The following is a 21,314-nucleotide window of genomic DNA, read 5'->3' on the forward strand; positions in this document are numbered from 1 at the left end:
GGAGATGCAAAAGGGACCCACCGAAATTCGGTGGGTCCCTTTCACAAGACTTCGATCAAGCTACCGCGAACATGCCCACGGTCGGGAGGAAGCTGCAGGTGATGCGATCTGCGCCTTCCGGCTGGGTGGTCAGCGAACCGCTGATCACCGAGAGGACGCGTCCGGGACCCGTGTCGGCGATAGCTGACAGCGTGGCGGGGCCGTCCGGGTTGATGCGCGCGGCGTTGGTCAGGTTCTGGGTGGCGCTGCGCTGGTTGTCGATGTTGACCCAGGTAACGGTCATCGGCACCGGCTGGTCGTCGACGGCGGGAGCCGTACCGAGAGCGGTGAAGACGAATCCGGCCTGACCGGCAGCGGGGCCGGGAGGAGGCAGGTGAGCCGGGCCGGGAACAGCAAGTGCGGTTCCGACCGAATCGGCAGTTGCCGAGATGCAGCCCTTGCCCAGTGTCGGGTAGAGGAACTGCGCGATGACAGGGGCGTTCTCGTTCGGGATTTCCGGTCCGCCGCCGCCGCTGCCGTCGAGGAAGGTGATGACCTTCTCGAGGGTCGCCTTGATCTCGGGCGGAATGCCGGGGGAGTTCAGAATCGCACGAGCCTGGTCGAGCAACGCTTGCTGCGGGCCGCCGGCGACGTCAGCCGGACCTGCAGCGGCGCCGATAATGGCAGGCGCAAACGACGCGAGGAACTCGATCGGCACACTTTCGGGTGCGGGCGGTGCTGCCGGATCGGCCATTGCCTGTGCCGGCAATGCCAGTCCTGCTACTGCGGCAATAGCGACGGCGGTGAACGCCTTTCGCATACCTCGGGTTCGAAGCACTGTTTCCCCATCCTTAGTCATACCGCGCGGGCGCCTAGGCGAGCTCCGCGTTTGACGGCTCGAGGGGTCACTCTATGTACAGAGCCCCCGGGTTGTACAGCTGTTCAGTTGCTGAGCAGCTACGCACCGGGGGGAGTCTATGGCATGACCGGCCTCGATCGTGATTTACGGCGACCATACCTGTGACTGAAGTGATCTAAGTGAAAGTTGATGCAACTGTTACGTCAGATTGCGAGGATTGTTCACTCGAAGATCAGTCGAAACGGACCGAATCGTCGACAAGTACGTCAATTCGACGGGCCAGGTCGAAGTCCAGATCGGTGAGTCCGCCGGCCGAGTGTGTCGAGAGTGTGTACGTGACCTTGCGCCATCGAACGTCGATGTCGGGATGGTGATCTGCGGCCTCGGCGACGGCCGCGATGCGTTGGAGAAGGGCGATCGCGTCCGGGAAGGTCGCGGAGTCGACGGTGCGAGTGATCGAGCCCGGGGACAGCTGCCAAGCAGGCAGTTCGTCGAGTGCGCTTTGGATTGCGGAGTCGGACAACAAAGTGGCCATACTCCATCATGGTGCGATGAGTGATGTGCCTGCAAGGGATCGCGAAGTTGTTGCCGGCGCGATCTTCCGTGGAGGAAGGCTGCTCCTCGCGCAGCGGACGAGTCCGCCGGCGTTGGCCGGTCGCTGGGAACTGCCGGGCGGGAAGGTCGAGGAGTTCGAATCACCACAGCACGCGTTGGTGCGAGAGCTACTCGAGGAACTCGCGGTCGAAGTTCGGTGCGGCGCCAGAATCGGCGTCGACGTGCCACTGTCGCCGGGGTTGGTCCTGCGGGCGTACCGGGCGGAGTTGGTGTCCGGCGAACCGGTCGCGCTCGACCATGCTCAGTTGGCATGGGTCGACGCCGAAGAACTGTTGTCGATGGATCTGGTCGACAACGATCGAGCCTGGATCCCCGAACTGCTCGAGGAGTTGAGGGCGCTTACGCCGCGCGGGCCTTCTTGAGACCGGCTTTCAGTTCCTTCTTGGATGCGCCCTCGTTCTCGAGCTTCTTCATCCGCATGATGACGACGGGGCACTTGATGCACCGTGTCTTCTTCCGGCAGCACTTCTTTTTCGGCTTGAGCTTCGAGACCTTGCTTGCCTTGATTTTTCCCATGTGACGCTGCGGCTTTCCTGTTTCACTACGGCGGAGAGCCCGCTCTTGGAACGAGGTTAGCGTACCCTTAAACACCCTGTTTCTCCAGGTCGTAATCCTACCCGCTTCAGCGTGGTGCAAATCACTATTGGCTGGTGGGGGCGGTGATAGAGGCCGCACAATGCAGGAGTATCCGCTCGGAGCGAGTAGTATTTACTAGGCCGCGGTGCCTATTCAGGCGATTCGTGCCCTGATTCGGATCACACACTCGTGCAGCGGCCACCAGAAGAGCCGTGCGACTTGACTTTCGCGTGGCCGAATCAACTCAGCCAGGAGAGCCATCGCGTGACCACCACCAGCTTCCGTAACGTTGCCATCGTCGCACACGTCGACCACGGCAAGACCACCCTCGTCGACGCCATGCTTCGTCAGTCCGGCGCGTTCGAGGAGCGCGCCGAGCTGGTCGATCGCGTCATGGACTCCGGCGACCTCGAACGCGAGAAGGGCATCACGATCCTCGCGAAGAACACCTCGGTGCACAAGCGCAACGAGGATGGTTCGGTCACCGTCATCAACGTCATCGACACCCCGGGCCACGCTGACTTCGGTGGCGAGGTCGAGCGCGGTCTGTCCATGGTCGACGGCGTCGTCCTGCTCGTCGATGCGTCCGAGGGCCCGCTTCCGCAGACGCGTTTCGTGCTGCGCAAGGCGCTCGCCGCTTCGCTGCCCGTCATCCTGGTCGTCAACAAGACGGACCGCCCCGACGCCCGCATCGAAGAGGTTGTCTCCGAGGCTCAGGACTTGCTCCTGGACCTCGCGTCCGATCTCTCCGACGAGGCCGCAGAGGCCGCCGAGCTCGCGCTCGGGCTGCCGGTTCTCTACGCCTCCGGTCGCGAGGGCAAGGCTTCGACGGTGCAGCCCGAGAACGGTCAGGCACCCGACGCCGAAGACCTCGCCGCTCTGTTCCAGGTTCTGATGGAGTACGTCCCGGCCCCCAAGGGCACGGTCGACGCGCCGCTTCAGGCTCACGTCACCAACCTCGACGCGTCGGCATTCCTCGGTCGCCTCGCGCTGGTTCGCATCCACAACGGCGAGCTGCGCAAGGGTCAGACCGTGTCCTGGTGCCGAGAGGTCGACGGCGAGCCCGTCATCACCAAGACCAAGATCACCGAACTGCTCACCACCATCGGTGTCGAGCGTGTTCCCGCCGAGGTCGCGCTTGCCGGCGATATCTGCGCTGTTGCGGGCTTCCCGGACATCATGATCGGCGACACGCTCGCCGACCTCGACAACCCGGTTGCGCTGCCTCGCATCACCGTCGATCAGCCGGCCATCTCGGTCACGATCGGTACCAACACCTCACCGCTGGTCGGCCGCGTCAAGGGTCACAAGCTCACCTCGCGCATGGTCAAGGCTCGCCTGGACCAGGAGCTGGTCGGTAACGTCTCGCTCAAGGTCCTCGACATCGGGCGTCCCGATGCGTGGGAGGTCCAGGGTCGTGGAGAGCTCGCGCTCGCCATCCTCGTCGAGCAGATGCGTCGCGAAGGTTTCGAGCTGACCGTCGGAAAGCCGCAGGTGGTCACCCAGACTGTCGACGGTAAGATCCACGAGCCTTTCGAAGAGCTGACCATCGACAGCCCCGAGGAGTACCTCGGTGCCATCACTCAGCTTCTGGCCAACCGCAAGGGCAAGATGGTTCAGATGTCGAACCACGGCGCAGGCTGGGTTCGTATGGAGTTCATCGTTCCTTCACGTGGTCTTATCGGCTTCCGTACGGAATTCCTCACGGATACCCGCGGAACCGGCATCGCCAACGCAGTCTTCGACGGCTACGGCCCCTGGGCCGGCGAGATTCGTGCACGCCACACCGGTTCTCTCGTGTCGGACCGTTCCGGCACGGTGACGCCGTTCGCCATGATCCAGTTGGCTGACCGCGGAACCTTCTTCGTCGAGCCCGGCGCAGACACCTACGAGGGTCACGTCGTCGGTATCAACCCCCGTCAGGAAGACCTCGACATCAACGTCACCCGCGAGAAGAAGCTGACCAACATGCGTCAGTCTTCCGCAGACGTGATGGAGACCCTCGCGAAGCCCATCAAGCTCGAGCTCGAAGCGGCCATGGAATTCTGCTCCGGCGACGAGTGCGTCGAGGTCACCCCCGAGGATGTCCGCGTCCGCAAGGTGCATCTCAATGCAACCGAGCGCGCTCGCGAGCGTTCGCGCAGCAAGTCTCGCGACAAGGCTGCTCTGTAGTCTTTCGTCGGTTACAACCTGACAGGCGGATGTGCCTTTCGGCCGAGTTTTCGGCGGAAAGGTACATTCGCCTTCATGGTTTCCGGGCGAAAGTTCTGCCCGGAAATCGAGTGCGAAGGGGCGACGCGGCCCCGTACGGAAGGAATTGTCTGTGGCCTCAGGACGTCGCTACCTGGCGTTGGCAGTGGCAGTGACGGCGTTGTCGCTGACTGCATGTACAGCCGATCCGCCGCCTCCGGTCGAGAGCACCGAAACCGTCAAGCCCACACCGACTCCGGTCGTCCCGGCGACGAAGCAGGTAACTGTGGCAATCGACGAGGTAGGAGGCGGATTCAACCCGCACCTGCTCGCGGATCAGTCGCCGGTCAACTCCGCAGTCGGTAACCTCGTGCTGCCCAGTGCGTTTCGCGCGATCAAATCGCCGACGCAACCTGGTGCGACGGAGTGGGCGATCGACGATTCTTTTCTCGTTTCGGCTGAAGTGACGTCAGAGGCTCCGTTCACGATTCGCTACCAACTGCGCAACGAAGCCCAGTGGTCGGACGGTGCTCCCATTGCGGCAGAAGACTTTCGCTACCTGTGGCAGCAGATGATCTCGGTTCCCGGTGTGGTCAACCCCGCGGGCTATCAGATGATCGACGACGTGAACTCGTCCGGCGGTGGCAAGACGGTCAACGTGGTGATGCGTGCACCGTACCCGGCGTGGCGAGAGTTGTTCACCGATATTCTTCCGTCCCACCTGATCAAGGACACTCCCGGTGGTTTCAGCACCGGATTGAGCGAGGGGATTCCGGTGTCGGGAGCCCACTTTCACGTGCGCTCTGTCGACCGTGGCCGGGACGAAATCGTGCTCGAACGCAACGACCGATTCTGGGGCAAGCCGTCCGACCCGGATCAGATAGTTCTGCGACGCGGCGGAACGGCGTCGCAGTTGGCGGATGCACTGCGCACCGACGACGCTCAAGTGGCGCAAGTTCATTCGGGTAGTGCCACGGATATTCAGCTGTCTGCGATCCCGGGTGTCAGTACTGCATTCTCGTACGTTCCGCGCACTCTAGACATCAACGTGAACGGGCGCAGCAAGAACTTCGCGGACGTTCGGGTCCGTAAAGGTGTTCTGGGACTGCTCGATCCGGACCTGCTCGCCGTAGTGGCGGCCGGGAGTGAATCGGCGTCGGCCCCGGTGAAAGCTCAGATCCTCGCTCCGTCGGATCCGGGATACGCACCCACCGCGCCGCCGAAGCCGACCAGAGAGCAGGCGCTGGGCGAGCTGACTGCAGCCGGCTACCTGACGACGCCGGCCACCGGAATCGTCACGGGCACTGGAACGGTCGGATCGATCGTCCGCGACGGCGCTCAGTTGACCCTGCTGATCGGAGCTCCCGAGAACGACGACATCGCGATCGCCGTGGCAAACACCGCGGCCGACGAATTGCGCGACGTGGGGATCCTCGCGACTGTCGAATCGGTGCCGCCGGAGGAACTCTACGGCGAGGACCTGACGACAGGACGCGTCGACATGATTGTCGGTTGGAGTCGGGCAGGCGCCGACACGGCCACTTCACTGGCCTCGCGGTTCAGTTGCCCGAGCGCACCTTCCGCTCCGGCCACCAGTTCGGCGGTACCCACACCGACGCCGTCGCAGTCTCCGGAGCCTGTCCGCACGACAAGCGTCGAGGCTCCGAGTAACCTGTCCGGGCTCTGCGATCCTGCGCTGCAAGGTCGGATCGACGAAGCGCTCAGCGGCGTCGGGGATCTCGGATCGTTGATCGCCGATGCGGAGCCCAAGCTGTGGGACCTCGCTGCGGTCTTGCCGATCGTGCAGAGCCGAGCGCTGGTCGCGGTCGGGACCGGAGTCGAGGGCGTCGTCCTCGACGGCCCGGTGCAGGTGGGGATATTCGGAAACGCTACGGACTGGGTGAGGGTGGCAAAGTGACCGCGTCGGCGAAACGACTGCTGTTGGTACACGCACATCCGGACGACGAAACGATCACCACCGGAGGCACCATCGCGCGTTACGCGTCCGAAGGCGCCGAGGTCACGGTCCTTACCTGCACGTTGGGGGAGGAAGGCGAAGTCATCGGAGACGCGTGGGCGGGGCTCGTGGCTGCCGAGTCGGATCAACTGGGCGGCTATCGGATTTCGGAACTGAGCGCAGCGCTGTCGGCACTGGGCAGTGCCGCTCCTCGATTCCTCGCCGGCGCCGGTCGGTATCGCGATTCCGGAATGACCGGCACACCGTCGGCCGCGAATCCCCGTGCTTTTGTCAATGCTCGACGCGACGAGGCAGTCGGCGCGGCGGTCGCCGTCATTCGTGAGATCAGGCCGCACGTCGTGATCACGTACGACCCCAACGGCGGCTACGGGCACCCGGACCACATCCAGGCACACGCGATCACCACAGCGGCCGTCGAAGCTGCAGGAACGACGGCGTATCCCGACGCCGGCGAGCCGTGGTCGACCCCGAAGTTCTACTGGACGGTGACCGAGCGAAGCGGACTCGAGCGTGGCATCGCGGCCATTTCCGAGTTCCCGGCGAACTGGCGCCTGCCCGAGCCCGCGGAATTGCCGAGCGTCGATGACGGAGACGTGACGACGGCAATCGACGTTCGCGGCGTCGTCGATGCGAAGGCGCGGGCATTGAGCGCCCATGCCACTCAGGTGACGGTATCCCCGAGCGGAGCCGAATTCGCATTGTCGAACAACGTGGTCCAGCCGATCCTGACGGTCGAGCATTTCGTGTTGGTGGCGGGCACGCTCGGTCCCGTGGGTGAGGACGGTCGCGAGAGCGATCTGTTCGGCGGGCTGCACAGCTGACCTGGGCGTCGGCTCACAGGCATTGCGATCGACGCCGTAGTGGTGTGTGATGCGTGTCACCGGATGGGTGGTCCTTTCGGTAACAGCAAAGCCTGGGGGCTGAAGAAATGTACAACTGGGACCTGCAGAACCAGATCGTCGCCTTTGTCGATTCGTTGCGTCCGATGGCTGGTTACTACCACGACATGTATTACGGATCGCTCTACGCATTCGCAGATCAGCAAAGTCATCTGCTGACGCTGCTCGGGTTCCCGCCGGTTCCCTGATCGGCTTCGAACTTTTCGGGCGCGAGCCGGGGTGCTTGTCGGGAGGGGACCCCGCGCTCGCGCGAAGACGACCGATAGACCACTATCAAAACCATGATCACGGTCGAGAAGAACACGGACGCCTCGACGGAAACGTCGCTGTCGTGGCTCGACCCTGTCATCCTCGGCGTCCTGATTTTCGACGGATTCCTGTGCGCGGTGCTGTCCGTTCTGTTCCTGCCGACCCATTTCGGTACGACGGCATTTCCCATCAGCATTCTCGTAGCCGCGGTTGCGAACCTCGTGTTGGTGATCGCGGCCCGCACTGTGACGACTCCGGGCAGGGCCGCATTGCCGCTCGCCGGTTGGATCGTCGGGTTCTTGGTATGCATGGTGGGCGGCCCCGGCGGCGATGTGCTGGTGCTTTCGTCCCCACTGACGTTCTTGCTTTTGGTCGGTGCGATCGCCCCGGCCGCAGTTTTCCTTTTCAAAGTGGCGATCAACAGGCTTGCCACCCTCAGTTCGCAATAGATCTCGGCGCGCGCGTAGGAAAGTAACCCATACATAAGGGACACTCAGCCTGTGGCTGAACATGATCTGGCGGGTGCGACGATCGCCTTGACCGCAGAACGGCGTGCCGAAGAATTTGCGACGCTCCTCGAACGTCGAGGTGCAGAGATCGTTCGGACGCCGGTGATCCATGTGCTGCCGTTGGTGGACGACCGAGACCTGCGCACCCAGACCTCCGCCCTGATCGCCGATCCACCGGATCTGGTCGTGATCAGTACCGGAATCGGCTTTCGCGGATGGCTCGACGCCGTCGCGTCGTGGGGTTTGACCGACGAGTTCCTCGGAGCTTTGGCCCGGACACGAATCATCGCCCGCGGCCCCAAGGCGACGGGTGCCATCCGAGGCGCCGGATTGCGTGAGGAGTGGTCACCTTCGGGTGAGTCGTCCGAGGAAGTTCTGGCGCACCTCGGAAGTGAGGGAGTGGCAGGCTTACGCGTCGCAGTCCAGTTGCACGGCACCATCACCGAATGGGAGCCGTTGACGGATCTGAGCGCTTCCCTTGCCGATACCGGCGCGCTAGTCACTCCGGTGTCGGTCTATCGGTGGATCCGGCCGCCGGATCAGTCGCCAGTCCGCGCGCTGGTTGCTGCAGTTCGTTCCGGTGCAATCGACGCGCTGACCTTCACCAGCGCCCCCGCGGTCTCCTCGATGCTCAGCACGGCAAAAGAAATGGGCGAGCTGGAGCGGTTCGTCGCAGCCATGCGCGGACCGGTACCGACCTACTGCGTCGGACCGGTGACGGCCGCCTCGCTGGAACTGCTCGGTGTTCCCACCATCCAGCCGGAGCGATCGCGTCTCGGTTCGCTGGCAAGGCTCATCATCGACGACCTGCCCAGACGTCGCCTCCGCCCGGAGTGACCGCCTCGATCAAAGCCCACGCGTTCTCGGCGGGGAGATCGATCACCTCGTAGCTTCCGGTGCCGGCGGGCGTCGCGGCGACGACGGTCGCCACGCCTGCGCGACGTTGGAAGAACGTCTCGCGCACCGTCCAGCCGATGACACCTTCGGATTCGAGGCTGTGACGCTGGCGATCGAGCGAGCCGCTTCGGGTGATCAACCACCCCGGCAGAACTGCATGGCCGAGGCCGTTGTATCGGTCGTAGGCGAGGGCAGCGCCGCCGATCGCGAGTACAGCGACTCCGAACCACGCATAGATCGGCACGTGGAGGCCCGATGCCGCGCACACCACGCAGACCAGGAACGCCACTGCCGCCAGAAACAGCGCTCGGGTGTACCGGCGACGCCGCGCGGCCGGGCCGTGATTCATCAGGGGAGCGGACGCTTGGCGTGAGTCACCGATCACGGTGGCCATCACTCGCTCGGCCTCCTTGCGCGGTCCCTGCGGGAGCAGTAGCGAAGATTCCTTCTTCTCGGCACTCACTCCCGTCATGATGGCGTCGAGGCGCGCGCCGCGCGCCAGACGCAGCAGGAGCGGCTCTTTGAGCGTCGTGCCGCGCAGGCGGGCTCGGTCGAGTGTGGTCTGCCGGGTCTTCAACAGGCCGTGACTGACGTGCAAAATACGGCCGTTGTCGGTGAGTTTCATGTTGCCGAACGCGATCAGATACTGAACGCAGGCGAGTGCGCTCGACAGCACCAGCAGCACGACGAGTGCGATGACGACCATCACCGCGATGCCGAGGCTCTCGAGGGAGTCGAAGCTGTCGCTGACTGCCGAGGACTTCGCGACGGCAGTGCCGATGCCGTATTGGAAGGAGATGCCGATGATCGCCGCGATGATGGCAATTCCCGTGAACGAAAAGGGGGCATAGCGAACCCAACTCGGCTCCCAGTGTCCGATCTCGGTATCGACTGGTTCGGCGATGTTTTCGACCGGAGTGCCGGGGACCTCAGGGTTGCGTGCCTGTTGCGCGCCGGCCAGCAGCGCGGCACGAAGGTCCGGAACCAGGGCGGTCGAGAGGGCGTTGAGTTCGAACTTGTTCGAATCGTGGCCGCTCCCAGCGCGTTGGCCGGTCCCGATGCGCACGATCGACAGCCCCAGCAGTCGGTGCATGACCCCGGCCTCGACGTCGACAGATCGGATGCGGCTGCGCGGGACCGAGAGCAGCTTTTTCTGGAATACCCCGGTGCGCAGTTGAACATGAACGGGCCCGATGCGGTACGTGGTGGTGAAATACCGCAACAGGCCGAAGATGACGAGCAGAGTGACGACGCCGAGACCCCACCAGTGGTTTCCGGATTGGCTGCCGAGAACGACGGAGACGAGTAGGACCGGGAGGAGTTTGACGACTTCGTTGACGGGGTGGACCAGAAGCATGCGGCGGTCGAGGCGGAGCCAGGGCTGCTCCTCTTCGGCTGCCTCGGCAGCTGCCGTTTCCGCCTCGACCGGGATCTCGATCGCGGTCGGGTCGCCCAACTGTTTCTCGTTCATGTTGCGTCCCCCACGTTGGTGCCAGCGATCTCCGTCAGTTGAGCCACCGTGCGGTCGGCGATTTCCTGGTCGAGTGCGGAGATCTTGACAGCGCCGGCCGACGACGCCGTCGTGACAGTCACGGTTGCCAGACCCAACATGCGGTCGATCGGTCCGCGCTCGGTGTCCACGGTCTGCACGCGCGAGATCGGTGCGATGCGTCGTTCCTGGGTGAACCAGCCGGTGCGTGTGTACACCGCGGTGTCACTGATTTCCCATCGGTGGACGCGATACCGCCACGCCGGAACCATCAGAATGTAGGTGGCGGCGAAGAGCACGGTGACTGCGAATACCGTGCCGACCACCCAGGACGGGATTCCGGGTATCAAGACGGCACAGACGATTTCGGCGACGATGACGGGTACCCAGAACAGTGAGGCAGTGATTGCCCATAGCCTCGGGGCTTTGGTGCTGGGACGCCATAGTGGGTCGGCCATGGTGAGCGGTTGCGGCGCAGTCATGGGCACTACTTTGGTCGAGTGAGGGGCGATCTGTCGACATCGGCCCTATCGTGGAGTGTGGCGACCGCGAAGGGAGCACGTGATGACCGAACAAGATGCGACATTCGACCCGGAGGCTCCGGAATCAGATGCGCTCGAACAATCGACACCCGTAGATCCAAACGCCCCCGAAGAACCCGATCTGACCGATATTCCGCTCGACGCACCTGTGGCTGACGTGGTGGATCAACGCGTCGAGGTCTCGGTCGACGACGACTATCGGCCGTCGTGACCGAGGCGGTATCGCGGCAGTAAGGCCTCCTACTTCTGGCACCGGGTGGCACTAGTCGTCTCACATGGCGCATGATCGCTAGGTGAACCGAACTGGTGATGACTCCGGCAAACCCACCATGCTTCCGATGCCAGGTATTTCCGCGTCCGCCTCGTCCAGTCCGTCGCCCGGCCCGTCAGCGTCGGCGATGCGGCGAGTTCTCCGTCGCGCACGCGACGGAGCGACGCTCAATGTCGACGAGGCGGCAACGCTGCTGCAGGCACGTGGAACCGATCTGACCGATCTGTGTTCCTCGGCGGCCAAGGTTCGCGATGCCGGTCTGCTGGCAGCGGGTCGGCCGAACACCGTGACGTATTCGCGGAAAGTTTTCATTCCGCTGACTCGTCTGTGCCAGGACAAGTGCCACTACTGCACCTTCGTCACCGTGCCGGGGAAGCTGCGTGCCGAAGGGCACGGCATGTTCCTGGAGCCGGACGAGGTTCTGGACATTGCCCGGGCAGGCGCCGAATTGGGCTGCAAGGAAGCCTTGTTCACGCTGGGGGATCGCCCCGAGGCTCGCTGGCCGGAAGCAAAGCAATGGCTGGATGAACGCGGCTACGATTCCACCCTCGACTACGTGCGAGCGATGTCGATTCGGGTGCTCGAGGAGACCGGACTGCTCCCACACCTGAATCCCGGTGTGATGAGCTGGCAGGAACTCTCGCGGCTCAAGCCCGTCGCGCCGTCGATGGGCATGATGCTCGAGACGACGGCAACTCGGCTGTTCACCGACAAGGGCGAATGCCACTACGGAAGCCCGGACAAGGACCCCGCGGTTCGGTTGCGCACCCTCACCGACGCAGGCCGACTGAACATTCCGTTCACCACCGGCATTCTCGTGGGCATCGGGGAGAACTTCCTCGAGCGTGCCGAGTCGATCATGGCGATACGCAAGTCGCAGAAAGCGTTCGGTCACATCCAGGAAGTGATCATTCAGAACTTCCTGGCCAAGCCTGATACCGCGATGCGCAATACTCCTGATGCGGGACTCGACGAATTTCTCGCGGCCATTGCCGTCGCGCGCCTACTACTCGGGCCGACCATGCGGATTCAGAGTCCGCCGAACCTCGTCTCGAACAGCGAGTGCCTCGCCCTGCTCGGCGCAGGCGTCGACGACTGGGGCGGGGTATCACCGCTGACCCCCGATCACGTCAACCCCGAGCGCCCGTGGCCGAACCTCGAGACCTTGGCCGAGATCAGCGCCGAGGGCGGCTTCACACTGACCGAACGCACCGCGGCTCAGCCGGCGTATGTCCTGGCCGGGGCTCCGTGGATCGATCCGCGCATCGCCGGCCACGTGCAGGCGCTCGCGGACCCCAAGACCGGCCTCGCCCTGCCCGACACCAAGCCGGTGGGTCGGCCGTGGCAGGAGCCGGACGAGTCGTGGGAATCGAGCGGACGCGTGGATCTCAATACGGAGATCGACACGGACGGGCGCAACACCGAGACCCGCAGTGACCTGGGCAGTGCGTTCGGCGACTGGGAGACCGTGCGCGAGCAGGTACTCGAGCTGAGCGCTCCGATTCGCGTCGACACCGATCTGCTGGCTGCGCTGCGCAGTGCCGAACGCGATCCCGCCGGATGCTCGGACGACGAATACCTGGCCCTGGCCACCGCAGAGGGTCCGGGCTTGGAAGCCGTTGTGGCACTCGCGGATGCGCTGCGCAAGGAAGCCGTCGGCGAGGACGTCACCTACGTCGTGAACCGGAACATCAACTTCACCAACATCTGCTATACGGGCTGCCGGTTCTGTGCGTTCGCACAGCGCAAGGGCGACGCCGACGCCTTCACACTGTCGGCAGACCAGGTCGCCGACCGTGCGTGGGAAGCGCACGTCGCCGGCGCGACCGAGGTGTGCATGCAGGGCGGTATCGATCCGGAACTTCCTGTCACCGGTTACGCCGACCTGGTCCGGGCCGTCAAGAAGCGCGTGCCATCGATGCACGTTCACGCGTTCTCGCCGATGGAGATCGTGAACGGTGCATCGCGCAGCGGTGAAAGCATCAGGGATTGGCTGACGGCTCTGCGTGAGGCGGGACTCGACACCATTCCCGGCACGGCAGCGGAGATCCTCGACGACGAGGTGCGCTGGATCCTCACCAAGGGCAAACTGCCGACGGCGGAGTGGATCGAAGTGGTCACCACGGCCCACGAGGTAGGACTGCGGTCGAGTTCGACGATGATGTACGGACACGTCGACCAGCCGCACCACTGGGTCGGGCACTTGAACGTTCTTCGCGGAATCCAGGACCGCACAGGCGGATTCACGGAGTTCGTGCTTCTGCCGTTCGTCCACCAGAGCGCGCCGCTGTACCTGGCAGGCGCTTCACGACCAGGGCCGACCAATCGGGACAACCGCGCTGCGCACGCGCTGGCACGCATCATGCTGCACGGCCGCATTCCCAACATCCAGACCAGCTGGGTCAAACTCGGCATCACCGGAACGCAGATGATGCTCAACGGGGGAGCCAACGACCTCGGCGGAACGCTGATGGAAGAGACGATCTCGCGGATGGCCGGCTCCGAACACGGGTCCGAGAAGACCGTCGCAGAACTGCGCGCCATCGCCGAGGGAATCGGACGTCCGGCGCGCGAGCGAACCACCACACATGCACGACGCGAAGGAGCGATTGCCTGATGGCTGATGTATTGGGGGACCGCAAGGTCGTCGAGGTTCTCGATCGAGCGGTATGGGGGATCAACCCGGTTCTCGACCTCGCCTACAGCGATCCGCTCGGTATCAAGCGTCGGACCTTCGAGCCGACCGATCCTGAGCGAAACGCTGCCGCGATGGTGTTGGACGCAGCCGCTTGGGCCCTCGATGTCGTCAAGTTCCCCGGGACCGCGGCGTGGTCGGTGATGACGGACGAGCAGCGCTCGAAGTGGTGGACGACCAGGTTGGGCGCACTCAACACCGTTGCCGTCGCGTTCCCCGGCATCTTCGGCGTCCTCCTCAATCGGTTGCCGATCCAGGACCTGCTGGCTTTCGCGAATCAGGCCGTTGTGCTTGTTGCGGTTGCCCGTGAACACGGAGTGACCGAACGGGATCAGCAGGTGGACCTCTTGGCGTCGGTGCTGTGCCGGCGTGAGACCAAGTCCCGAGATCTGCTCGCCGGTGAGGATTTCGCCGAAAAGTCGGTCAGTGGCACCGACGAGACCTGGCGCCCCTTCGCATTGATCGGGACCTTGTGGCGCACGTCGAAGACTTTCCGCGCCATCACCGACGAGCTGCACAAGCGGCCGTCGCGGACAAAACCGTACGAGATTCTCGGCAAGATTCCGGTGGTCGGCGTCGTGGCGGATTACCTCGGTGAGCGGGGCGCACTGGTACGCGCGGCCGCCCTGGGGGCGAAGTGGATCGCGATTCGGTCGAGGAACATCACCGCAGTAGGCTGAAATGTGTTACCCCCGCCTGCTCAGAGTCGGTAGGCAGGGGGATAATAGGCTGTTCCCGCGGTACGTGAGAGTCGTATCGGATTTTCGGCCCCGAGCAACTGCGTGTTGCGGCGGCGATGCACGACAGGAAGGCAGGGAGATCGGCAGTGACCTACACGATTGCTGAACCGTGTGTAGATGTGATGGACAAGGCGTGCATCGAAGAATGCCCTGTCGACTGCATCTACGAGGGTGGACGCATGCTTTACATCCACCCCGACGAGTGTGTCGACTGCGGCGCGTGTGAACCTGTCTGCCCCGTCGAAGCCATCTTCTACGAAGACGACGTCCCGGACCAGTGGAACGCGTACATCAGCACCAACGTCGATTTCTTCGACGATCTCGGTTCGCCTGGTGGAGCCGCCAAGCTCGGCAAGGTCGACTACGACACGCCGTTCATCAAGGCGCTGCCTCCCATGGGTGAGGAATAGAGATCTTGTCTCGTACTCCGGTGGCCGCTGGGCTTCCTGATTTTCCGTGGGATTCGCTCGCCGACGTCACGGCGAAGGCGCACTCTCATCCCGACGGCATCGTGAACCTGTCCGTGGGTACGCCGGTGGATCCGGTGGATCCGGTGATTCAGGAGGCTCTCGCCTCTGTTGCCGAGGTGCCCGGATATCCGACGACTCATGGCACGCTCGCGCTTCGCGAGGCCGTGGCGGAGTCACTGGATCGCCGCTACAACATTCCCGACGTCGATCCGGCAGCGGTGCTGCCGGCCATCGGTACCAAGGAAATGATTGCGTGGCTGCCGAAACTACTCGGTCTCGGAGCCGACGATCTAGTGGTCATTCCGGAGTTGGCGTACCCGACCTACGAGGTCGCGGCGAAGTTGGCAGGCGCACGCGTCCTGCGCGCCGACGGCTTGAACAAGCTCGGTCCCGAGTCGGCGGCGATGATCTTCGTGAACTCGCCGTCCAACCCCACCGGCAAGGTGCTCGGCCTCGAGCACTTGCAGAAGGTCGTGGCCTGGGCGCGCGAGCGCGGCGCCATCGTCGTCTCCGACGAGTGCTACCTCGGATTGACCTGGGAAGCGGATGCACTCTCCATTCTCGATCCCCGCGTCAACGACGGCGATCTGACCGGTTTGCTTGCGGTCCACTCACTTTCGAAGACGTCCAACCTTGCCAGCTATCGGGCCGGGTTCGTCACCGGTGACCCGGCTCTGGTGTCGGAACTGCTCGAGGTGCGCAAGCACGCGGGAATGATCTTGCCGCTGCCGATCCAAGCCGCGATGACCGCAGCCTTGGGCGACGACCAACACGAGAACATCCAGCGCGAGCGGTACCGCGAGCGTCGCAGCGTCTTGATCGAAGCTGTTCGCGGCGCCGGATTCACCGTCGACAATTCCGAGGCCGGCCTGTACCTCTGGGCAACCCGCGGCGAGGAATGCCGAGCGACGGTCAGTTGGTTCGCCGATCGCGGGATTCTCGTTGCTCCCGGTGAGTTCTACGGACCGAGCGGAAGCAAGCACGTTCGGATCGCTCTCACCGCAACAGACGAACGAATCGCCGCAGCAGCAAAGCGCCTCTCCGCCTGAACTGTGTGCGTTCGCAGGTGTCAGGTTCCCTGATGTCGGTATCAGTCCGATGTAAGGTCGCGCTGTGACCACCTCAGGGACCGGCGGCTTGGACGCGGTACTGATCGTCGCCGTCGTTGTTGCCTCGGTTGCGCTGATGCTCACCTGGCTGAAGGATCGTCGAATATTCGGAGACTTCCCTCTTTCGGCCGCTGTTCTTTGGTTGGTGGTGGCAGTTCCGTCGATCCTGCAGGCGCTGATGCCGGGACTGCTGGACATGTTTCGTCGCGATCCCGCTTCGATTCGCGACGGTCAATGGTGGCGCATTCTGACCTCGGTGCTCGTTCAGGACGGAGGGGTCGCAGGAACCGTCACCAATCTCGTGACGCTGGCGGTGGTGGCGCCGCCGGCGTTTCGGCTCTGGGGCGCCGCACGCGGCTGGGCTCTCTTCCTGCTCGGTCAACTGCTGTTCGGTTTGCTCACCACCGCAGTCTTCCCGTCGACCGGCGCAGGAAACTCCGGCGCCACACTTGCTCTGGCAGCGGCGGCCGCGGGGATCGGCGTTCTGGTGCGCCCGCGAATGCCCGAGATTGTTCTGACTGCCGTGATTGTGGTCGGCGGCGCAACCCTGGTGACGGTCGACGACGCGCACGGATTCTCCGTTCTTTCCGGGGCTCTCTTGGGGGCGGCGCTGGTGACGCTGTTCCCGCCGCACTCGATGGATGCGCGTCGGGCAGGAGAAAGTTTGCGACCATCTGCGCTGTGAGATGCTGTCGTGGTGCTGCTGAGATCCCTGAACCCCCTTGCTGTTGCCCGCGGTGACGACCTCGACGACGCCGTGACGATCGGTGACACGGTTCTCTCGCGGAGTGTCATTCTCGGTGCCGCGACCTCGGTCGCGGAGCGAGTGGCGCAGGCCGATCGGGTTGCCGTATTGGCAACTCCCACAGCAAAAACGATCCTCGCCGTCGTCGGGGCATTGATTGCCGGCGTCACTGTTGTGCCGGTCCCGCCGGACTCGGGGAAGGCTGAGCGAGAGCACATTCTGCGTGACTCCGGTGCGCAGGCGTGGCTCGGCGAAACGGACGAACACTGCGAAGGCTTGCCCGTAGTTCCCGTCCGATTGCACGCGCGCTCGTGGCACAGCTATCCCGAACCGGCACCACAGTCCACAGCGTTCGTCCTGTACACGTCCGGAACTACCGGCCCACCGAAGGGTGTTCTGCTCAGTCGCTCGGCCATCGCAGCCGGGATCGACGCGCTCGGCGAGGCCTGGGACTGGACGTGGCGAGACACGCTGGTGCACGGGCTTCCGCTCTTCCACGTGCACGGACTGATTCTCGGAATCCTCGGCCCCCTCCGGATCGGCAGCCGGGTGATCCACACCGTCAAGCCGACGCCGGAAAACTACGCACGGGCCAAAGGCTCCCTCTACTTCGGTGTCCCCACCGTCTGGTCGCGTATCGCCGAAGACGAAGAAGCTGCCAGGGCGTTGTCCGGTGCCCGACTTCTGGTTTCCGGTAGCGCGCCGCTTCCTGTGCCGGTCTTCGAAAAGCTGCGTGAGCGAACAGGATTGACGCCAATCGAGCGTTACGGCATGAGTGAGACGATGCTGACCCTGAGCACGCGTTTCGACGGCGAACGACGCCCGGGGTGGGTCGGCGTGCCGCTGCGCGGTGTCGAGACTCGTCTTCGTGACGAGAAGGGCAACGACGTGCCACACGACGGCGAGAGCATCGGCGGCCTACAGGTACGCGGGCCGATGCTTTTCGACGGCTACTTGAACCGTCCAGACGCAACCGCCGAGTCCTGGACGGAGGACGGCTATTTCAAGACCGGTGATGTCGCCGTCATCGACGAGGGTGGGTTCCACCGAATCGTCGGCCGCGAATCCATCGACTTGATCAAGACCGGCGGATTCAGAGTCGGCGCCGGCGAGATCGAGACCGCCATCCTCGGGCATCCCTCGGTCTCCGAAGTTGCGGTGATCGGTGTCCCCGACGCCGACCTGGGGCAGCGGATCATCGCCGTCGTAGTCCGAAAGCCCGGGAGTGCTGAGGTCACCGAAGCTGAATTGGTCGAGTTGGTCGGGGCAGAGTTGTCGGCGCACAAGCGTCCCCGTGAGGTTCGCTTTGCCGAGACACTGCCGCGTAACGCGATGGGCAAGGTCCAGAAGCGCGAACTGTTCTGAGCCGATCTGTTTGCTGAAAAGTCGCTGCGACGCTTGAATGTTCGTGAATTCAGCCGACCTGTCCCGGAATGTGGGCTCGCCGGTTCTTGGATGATTCAGTGCTAGTTGGAATTTCTGTGTTCTTGGCTACACTACCGCCCGGTAGGGATAGCTCCAGTCGCACGCATGCCGTCGGTATGCCCCAGTGCGAGTGGCCTCGGAAGGGCAGATTTCATGGCGGGCGGACGGCATTCGAGTCCTGACAGCGGGCGGTCGATCGGGTTCTACGCAGTGGGTGGGTTGGTTGCCGTCGCGGTAGTCGCCACCGGGGTGGTGGTCTTCAAGGCAACACAGTCCGATTCCTGCGAGAGCGTCGACGAGTACTCGCTGGCAGCAGATCCTGCGATCGCGCCTGCGGTCACGGAGATCCTCGCAGAATCGTCGCCGGAGCAGACGGGCTGCTCGCGGATCACGGTCACCTCTGCGCTGCCCGGCGACGTTGCGGGAACTTTGGGTAAGGGCGTCGACGCTCCGGACATGTGGATACCGGATTCGACAGCGTGGGTCGGCAAAGCTGCATTGACGGCCAAAGGGCCGGTGGCTGCCGCGGGAGGTTCGATCGCCACCTCGCCTGTTGTTCTTGCCTCCGGCGGTGGCGAACAGTTTGCCAGTTGGCTCACCGCGCTACAGGTCCCCGATCTTGCGCTGGGCAATCCGTTGTTCACCGGAGTTGCATCGGCGCCCATTCTCGGAGCTCTCGCGGAGACCGGCGCCACCTCCGAATCGGTTCGAGCGGCCCTCGTGCCCCATGCCCAAGCGGAGAGTGTTCGTACCGAAGATCAGCCGGTAGGACAGAAGATGCTCACCGAATTGGTCAGCTCCGGGAAGGTCGGTGTTTCGACCGAGCAGCAGGTAGTCGAGTTCACGAAAGCCGAGTCGAAGATTTCCGCGACAGTGCCGGCGACGGGAACCATGATCATGGATTACCCCCTGGTGGTGAGTGCTTCGGCACCGGATCGGCACTACGCCGCAGCCAAGAAGAGTGACGCCATCGCCGACTTGTTGCACAGTGAATCTGCACAGGAAGTTCTGACACGCAACGGTTTCCGTACTTCCGGCGGTGGGGCTGTCGAAGGTGGCGTCGGTGACGTCACGGCACTGACCGTGTCCGAACAATCGGTGGCAGATCAAACACTGGGTGCTTGGGCGTTGATGGCCAAGCCGATCCGAACGCTCGTCGCGATCGACGTGTCGGCCTCGATGGACTATCCGGCGGCCGGCGGCAAGACCCGCATGCAGCTGACAACTGGTGCGGCTCTTGCCGGCAATCAGGTCTTCCCGGACAGCGTCGCTGCCGGTCTGTGGGCGTTCTCCCAAGGTATGAACGGAACCCAGGACTTTCAGGAATTGGTGCCGATCAGGCGCTACGACACCATTGTCGACGGTGTGACTCAACGAAAGTTGATGGCGGATCAGGCGAACCGGCTCACCGAACTCAAGCGTGGCGCCACAGGTTTGTACGACACGACTTTGGCCGCCTTCCGTAAGGTTCAGGAATCGTACGATCCGAGAGCGGTCAACAGCGTCATCATCTTGACCGACGGTGCCAACGAAGACCCTGACAGCATCAGCCGTGAGCAGCTGCTCGATGTACTTGCACGCGAGCAGGATCCGGCTCGACCGGTCATCATCGTCACCATCGGCATCACCGACGACGCTGATGCTGCGGCGCTCGCCGATATCTCCCGCGTGACGGGCGGTTCGACGTACATCGCTCGCGATCCCTCGGAAATTTCCGAGGTGTTCGTGAATGCACTGGCTCACCGAGGAACTTAGGCCGCATCGGGACCGGCCCACGGTATCGGAAGTGGCGGAGCCGCAGACGAATATCGGTGCCCGGTAGGTGTCGTCGTGGTGAAGGTGTGCCGGTTGCCTGGTGCAGGTTCGGCAGACCAGTCCGAGCCCTGCTTGGCGTAATTGCATGCCGCGCACAATCCTGCGCCGTTGGCTGCACTGGTAGGTCCACCCTTGTTGTGATCGCGAATGTGGTCGCGGTGGCGAACCGGCGCGTCGCACCACGGAGTGCGGCAGCTTCGATCACGGAGTTCGATCAATCGCGCCAACCCCTTCGGGAAGGTTCTCGCCGTTGATTCCATCGCGGTCATCGCGCCGGTGTCGGGGCATGCGTAGATCTTTCGGACCATTGCCATCGTTTCGGAGTCTTCGCTGGACTTGGCGATCCACTCGCGTGCAATGTCGGCTGGTACAGGTCCGTACCCGTGGACGTGTGCAGGGTCGGTGCTGTCGCCCAGCAGTGACTGATCCGAGACAACCAGATTCACGGTAACGGGTGCCGGTGTGGCGCGGCCGATTCCGGTGACACGCTCGACCAGGAGGTCAGCCATGATCTGAGCTCGCGTGCGCTCATCCCCGCCGGCACGAACGGAATCTGCATCGCGTCCGAGTGTGGCATGTACGGCGATACCTTCGGCAACGGGAAGAAGCACCTTGAGCCAGCACATCGTGTCGGGTGCGGGCCGCGCCGTCACTCGTCTGTTTCCCACGGCTTTGCGTGCTCGTCTGGCGACACTGTCGGCGTCAATTTCGGCAGTGCGTGCGCGGATTCTTTCTGTCAGTTGATGGTTGCCGCATCCGTCCAAGATTGCAGCGTCGCAGCAGAACTCGCGATCCAATGTAGCGCGATCCTGGGCGGTGAGACATGAAGTCTCGCGCATGAGGATCGTCGCCTGATGCTCACTGATGGAGCCGTCGACGAGTAGTCGAAGTGTGTGCGGCATCTCGTCGTTCAGTGCGCGGGCCAGGTTCAGATGCTGAGTTCCGAACCACGCAGACTCCCTCCGTGCGAGTGCAATCTGCGCGTTGATGCCGCGGCCCTGGTATGAGCGCCGAACTCCCCGTTCGCCGCGGTCCTTGCGGGTCAAGGTATCGAGGTCGGCAGCCAGTAACGCTTGGGCCCCAGCGCAACTGGCCTTCAATTCTTCCAATGCGCGTAGAAGGTCCACGCGCGCTGCGTTGTCGATGGAACGATCCATGCTGACGAGTGAAGCTCGGAATTGTCCGATCGCCTCTTCGGATATCGCCTGTTTGGATATCGCCTGTTCAGATGCTTGCGTCGTCACTTTTACCCCCCGGTAGTG

General features: G+C 63.6%; 21 protein-coding genes. 15 read left to right on the plus strand and 6 right to left on the minus strand.

Translation table 11 applies throughout. The features are described from left to right. Positions 1–55: 55 nt before the first annotated feature. Both ACFT1A_RS23780 and ACFT1A_RS23785 read right to left on the minus strand, forming a co-directional pair. Complete coding sequence (locus ACFT1A_RS23780) at positions 56–799, minus strand: hypothetical protein (RefSeq protein ID WP_095972224.1); 744 nt, start codon at positions 797–799, stop codon at positions 56–58. A gap of 271 nt (positions 800–1,070) precedes the next feature. Next, positions 1,071–1,373 (minus strand): 4a-hydroxytetrahydrobiopterin dehydratase, encoded by a 303-nt coding sequence (locus ACFT1A_RS23785; protein WP_283301546.1) that lies wholly within the window; start codon positions 1,371–1,373, stop codon positions 1,071–1,073. Positions 1,374–1,389: 16 nt separating this feature from the next. Between ACFT1A_RS23785 and ACFT1A_RS23790 the strand changes: the two genes are divergently transcribed. After that, on the plus strand, positions 1,390–1,815 hold the full coding sequence (locus ACFT1A_RS23790; protein ID WP_378449028.1) for a (deoxy)nucleoside triphosphate pyrophosphohydrolase: 426 nt from the start codon (positions 1,390–1,392) through the stop codon (positions 1,813–1,815). Here ACFT1A_RS23790 and ACFT1A_RS23795 read toward each other — a convergent pair. Beyond that, positions 1,793–1,969 carry a hypothetical protein gene (locus ACFT1A_RS23795; protein WP_019744526.1) on the minus strand — a complete coding sequence of 59 codons (177 nt, stop codon included), beginning with the start codon at positions 1,967–1,969 and terminating at the stop codon, positions 1,793–1,795. The two genes, ACFT1A_RS23790 and ACFT1A_RS23795, sit on opposite strands and share 23 nt — an antisense overlap. A 324-nt stretch (positions 1,970–2,293) precedes the next feature. Between ACFT1A_RS23795 and typA the strand changes: the two genes are divergently transcribed. From typA to ACFT1A_RS23825, 6 genes are all read left to right on the plus strand, one after another. Beyond that, positions 2,294–4,201 carry a translational GTPase TypA gene (gene typA / locus ACFT1A_RS23800; RefSeq protein WP_378449029.1) on the plus strand — a complete coding sequence of 636 codons (1,908 nt, stop codon included), beginning with the start codon at positions 2,294–2,296 and terminating at the stop codon, positions 4,199–4,201. Between the two features lie 151 nt (positions 4,202–4,352). After that, positions 4,353–6,137 carry an ABC transporter family substrate-binding protein gene (locus ACFT1A_RS23805; RefSeq protein ID WP_378449030.1) on the plus strand — a complete coding sequence of 595 codons (1,785 nt, stop codon included), beginning with the start codon at positions 4,353–4,355 and terminating at the stop codon, positions 6,135–6,137. After that, positions 6,134–7,018 carry an N-acetyl-1-D-myo-inositol-2-amino-2-deoxy-alpha-D-glucopyranoside deacetylase gene (mshB, locus tag ACFT1A_RS23810; protein WP_378449031.1) on the plus strand — a complete coding sequence of 295 codons (885 nt, stop codon included), beginning with the start codon at positions 6,134–6,136 and terminating at the stop codon, positions 7,016–7,018. Before ACFT1A_RS23805 ends, mshB begins: the two co-directional genes overlap by 4 nt. A gap of 107 nt (positions 7,019–7,125) precedes the next feature. After that, the gene (locus ACFT1A_RS23815; protein ID WP_019744522.1) at positions 7,126–7,284 is read left to right on the plus strand and encodes a hypothetical protein; all 159 of its coding nucleotides are present in this window, start codon (positions 7,126–7,128) and stop codon (positions 7,282–7,284) included. A gap of 93 nt (positions 7,285–7,377) precedes the next feature. Next, positions 7,378–7,794, plus strand: a complete 417-nt coding sequence (locus tag ACFT1A_RS23820) for a hypothetical protein (protein ID WP_378449032.1) — start codon at positions 7,378–7,380, stop codon at positions 7,792–7,794. Between the two features lie 51 nt (positions 7,795–7,845). Continuing rightward, on the plus strand, positions 7,846–8,691 hold the full coding sequence (locus ACFT1A_RS23825; RefSeq protein ID WP_378449033.1) for a uroporphyrinogen-III synthase: 846 nt from the start codon (positions 7,846–7,848) through the stop codon (positions 8,689–8,691). Here ACFT1A_RS23825 and ACFT1A_RS23830 read toward each other — a convergent pair. Together ACFT1A_RS23830 and ACFT1A_RS23835 are read right to left on the minus strand one after the other, a co-directional pair. Further along, on the minus strand, positions 8,651–10,222 hold the full coding sequence (locus ACFT1A_RS23830; RefSeq protein ID WP_378449034.1) for a PH domain-containing protein: 1,572 nt from the start codon (positions 10,220–10,222) through the stop codon (positions 8,651–8,653). The genes ACFT1A_RS23825 and ACFT1A_RS23830 overlap by 41 nt on opposite strands. Further along, positions 10,219–10,722, minus strand: a complete 504-nt coding sequence (locus tag ACFT1A_RS23835; RefSeq protein WP_214885416.1) for a PH domain-containing protein — start codon at positions 10,720–10,722, stop codon at positions 10,219–10,221. The genes ACFT1A_RS23830 and ACFT1A_RS23835 overlap by 4 nt, the downstream gene beginning before the upstream one ends. A gap of 82 nt (positions 10,723–10,804) precedes the next feature. On the opposite strand from ACFT1A_RS23835, the gene ACFT1A_RS23840 reads away from it, so the two are divergent. From ACFT1A_RS23840 to ACFT1A_RS23875, 8 genes are all read left to right on the plus strand, one after another. Further along, positions 10,805–10,993 (plus strand): hypothetical protein, encoded by a 189-nt coding sequence (locus ACFT1A_RS23840; RefSeq protein WP_283301526.1) that lies wholly within the window; start codon positions 10,805–10,807, stop codon positions 10,991–10,993. A gap of 118 nt (positions 10,994–11,111) precedes the next feature. Continuing rightward, a complete protein-coding gene (locus tag ACFT1A_RS23845) occupies positions 11,112–13,670 on the plus strand; it encodes a bifunctional FO biosynthesis protein CofGH (RefSeq protein ID WP_378449102.1) in 2,559 nt (852 codons plus the stop codon). Next, positions 13,670–14,428 (plus strand): hypothetical protein, encoded by a 759-nt coding sequence (locus ACFT1A_RS23850; protein WP_378449035.1) that lies wholly within the window; start codon positions 13,670–13,672, stop codon positions 14,426–14,428. Before ACFT1A_RS23845 ends, ACFT1A_RS23850 begins: the two co-directional genes overlap by 1 nt. 146 nt (positions 14,429–14,574) lie before the next feature. Then, positions 14,575–14,898: a ferredoxin gene (gene fdxA / locus ACFT1A_RS23855; protein WP_003945248.1), complete on the plus strand. Its 324-nt coding sequence runs from the start codon at positions 14,575–14,577 to the stop codon at positions 14,896–14,898. Positions 14,899–14,903: 5 nt separating this feature from the next. Then, positions 14,904–16,007 carry a succinyldiaminopimelate transaminase gene (dapC, locus tag ACFT1A_RS23860; RefSeq protein ID WP_003945226.1) on the plus strand — a complete coding sequence of 368 codons (1,104 nt, stop codon included), beginning with the start codon at positions 14,904–14,906 and terminating at the stop codon, positions 16,005–16,007. A 64-nt stretch (positions 16,008–16,071) separates the two neighbouring features. Continuing rightward, positions 16,072–16,752 carry a rhomboid family intramembrane serine protease gene (locus tag ACFT1A_RS23865; protein ID WP_378449036.1) on the plus strand — a complete coding sequence of 227 codons (681 nt, stop codon included), beginning with the start codon at positions 16,072–16,074 and terminating at the stop codon, positions 16,750–16,752. 12 nt (positions 16,753–16,764) lie between these two features. Then, the gene (locus ACFT1A_RS23870; RefSeq protein WP_378449037.1) at positions 16,765–18,177 is read left to right on the plus strand and encodes an acyl-CoA synthetase; all 1,413 of its coding nucleotides are present in this window, start codon (positions 16,765–16,767) and stop codon (positions 18,175–18,177) included. A gap of 213 nt (positions 18,178–18,390) precedes the next feature. Further along, complete coding sequence (locus ACFT1A_RS23875; RefSeq protein WP_378449038.1) at positions 18,391–19,992, plus strand: substrate-binding domain-containing protein; 1,602 nt, start codon at positions 18,391–18,393, stop codon at positions 19,990–19,992. On the opposite strand, the gene ACFT1A_RS23880 is transcribed toward ACFT1A_RS23875, so the two are convergent. Beyond that, complete coding sequence (locus ACFT1A_RS23880; protein ID WP_378449039.1) at positions 19,989–21,296, minus strand: DUF222 domain-containing protein; 1,308 nt, start codon at positions 21,294–21,296, stop codon at positions 19,989–19,991. The two genes, ACFT1A_RS23875 and ACFT1A_RS23880, sit on opposite strands and share 4 nt — an antisense overlap. Between the last annotated feature and the right edge of the window lie 18 nt (positions 21,297–21,314).

This window comes from Rhodococcus sp. NPDC057135, assembly GCF_042670865.1.
In the GTDB taxonomy this organism is placed as follows: domain Bacteria; phylum Actinomycetota; class Actinomycetes; order Mycobacteriales; family Mycobacteriaceae; genus Rhodococcus_F.

Coding starts and splice junctions, on each gene's coding strand:
- ACFT1A_RS23780 (WP_095972224.1), bottom strand. CDS start 799: ATGCGAAAGGCGTTCACCGCCGTCGCTATTGCCGCAGTAGCAGGACTG.
- ACFT1A_RS23785 (WP_283301546.1), bottom strand. CDS start 1,373: ATGGCCACTTTGTTGTCCGACTCCGCAATCCAAAGCGCACTCGACGAA.
- ACFT1A_RS23790 (WP_378449028.1), top strand. CDS start 1,390: ATGAGTGATGTGCCTGCAAGGGATCGCGAAGTTGTTGCCGGCGCGATC.
- ACFT1A_RS23795 (WP_019744526.1), bottom strand. CDS start 1,969: ATGGGAAAAATCAAGGCAAGCAAGGTCTCGAAGCTCAAGCCGAAAAAG.
- ACFT1A_RS23815 (WP_019744522.1), top strand. CDS start 7,126: ATGTACAACTGGGACCTGCAGAACCAGATCGTCGCCTTTGTCGATTCG.
- ACFT1A_RS23820 (WP_378449032.1), top strand. CDS start 7,378: ATGATCACGGTCGAGAAGAACACGGACGCCTCGACGGAAACGTCGCTG.
- ACFT1A_RS23830 (WP_378449034.1), bottom strand. CDS start 10,222: ATGAACGAGAAACAGTTGGGCGACCCGACCGCGATCGAGATCCCGGTC.
- ACFT1A_RS23835 (WP_214885416.1), bottom strand. CDS start 10,722: ATGACTGCGCCGCAACCGCTCACCATGGCCGACCCACTATGGCGTCCC.
- ACFT1A_RS23840 (WP_283301526.1), top strand. CDS start 10,805: ATGACCGAACAAGATGCGACATTCGACCCGGAGGCTCCGGAATCAGAT.
- ACFT1A_RS23845 (WP_378449102.1), top strand. CDS start 11,112: ATGCTTCCGATGCCAGGTATTTCCGCGTCCGCCTCGTCCAGTCCGTCG.
- ACFT1A_RS23850 (WP_378449035.1), top strand. CDS start 13,670: ATGGCTGATGTATTGGGGGACCGCAAGGTCGTCGAGGTTCTCGATCGA.
- ACFT1A_RS23875 (WP_378449038.1), top strand. CDS start 18,391: ATGGCGGGCGGACGGCATTCGAGTCCTGACAGCGGGCGGTCGATCGGG.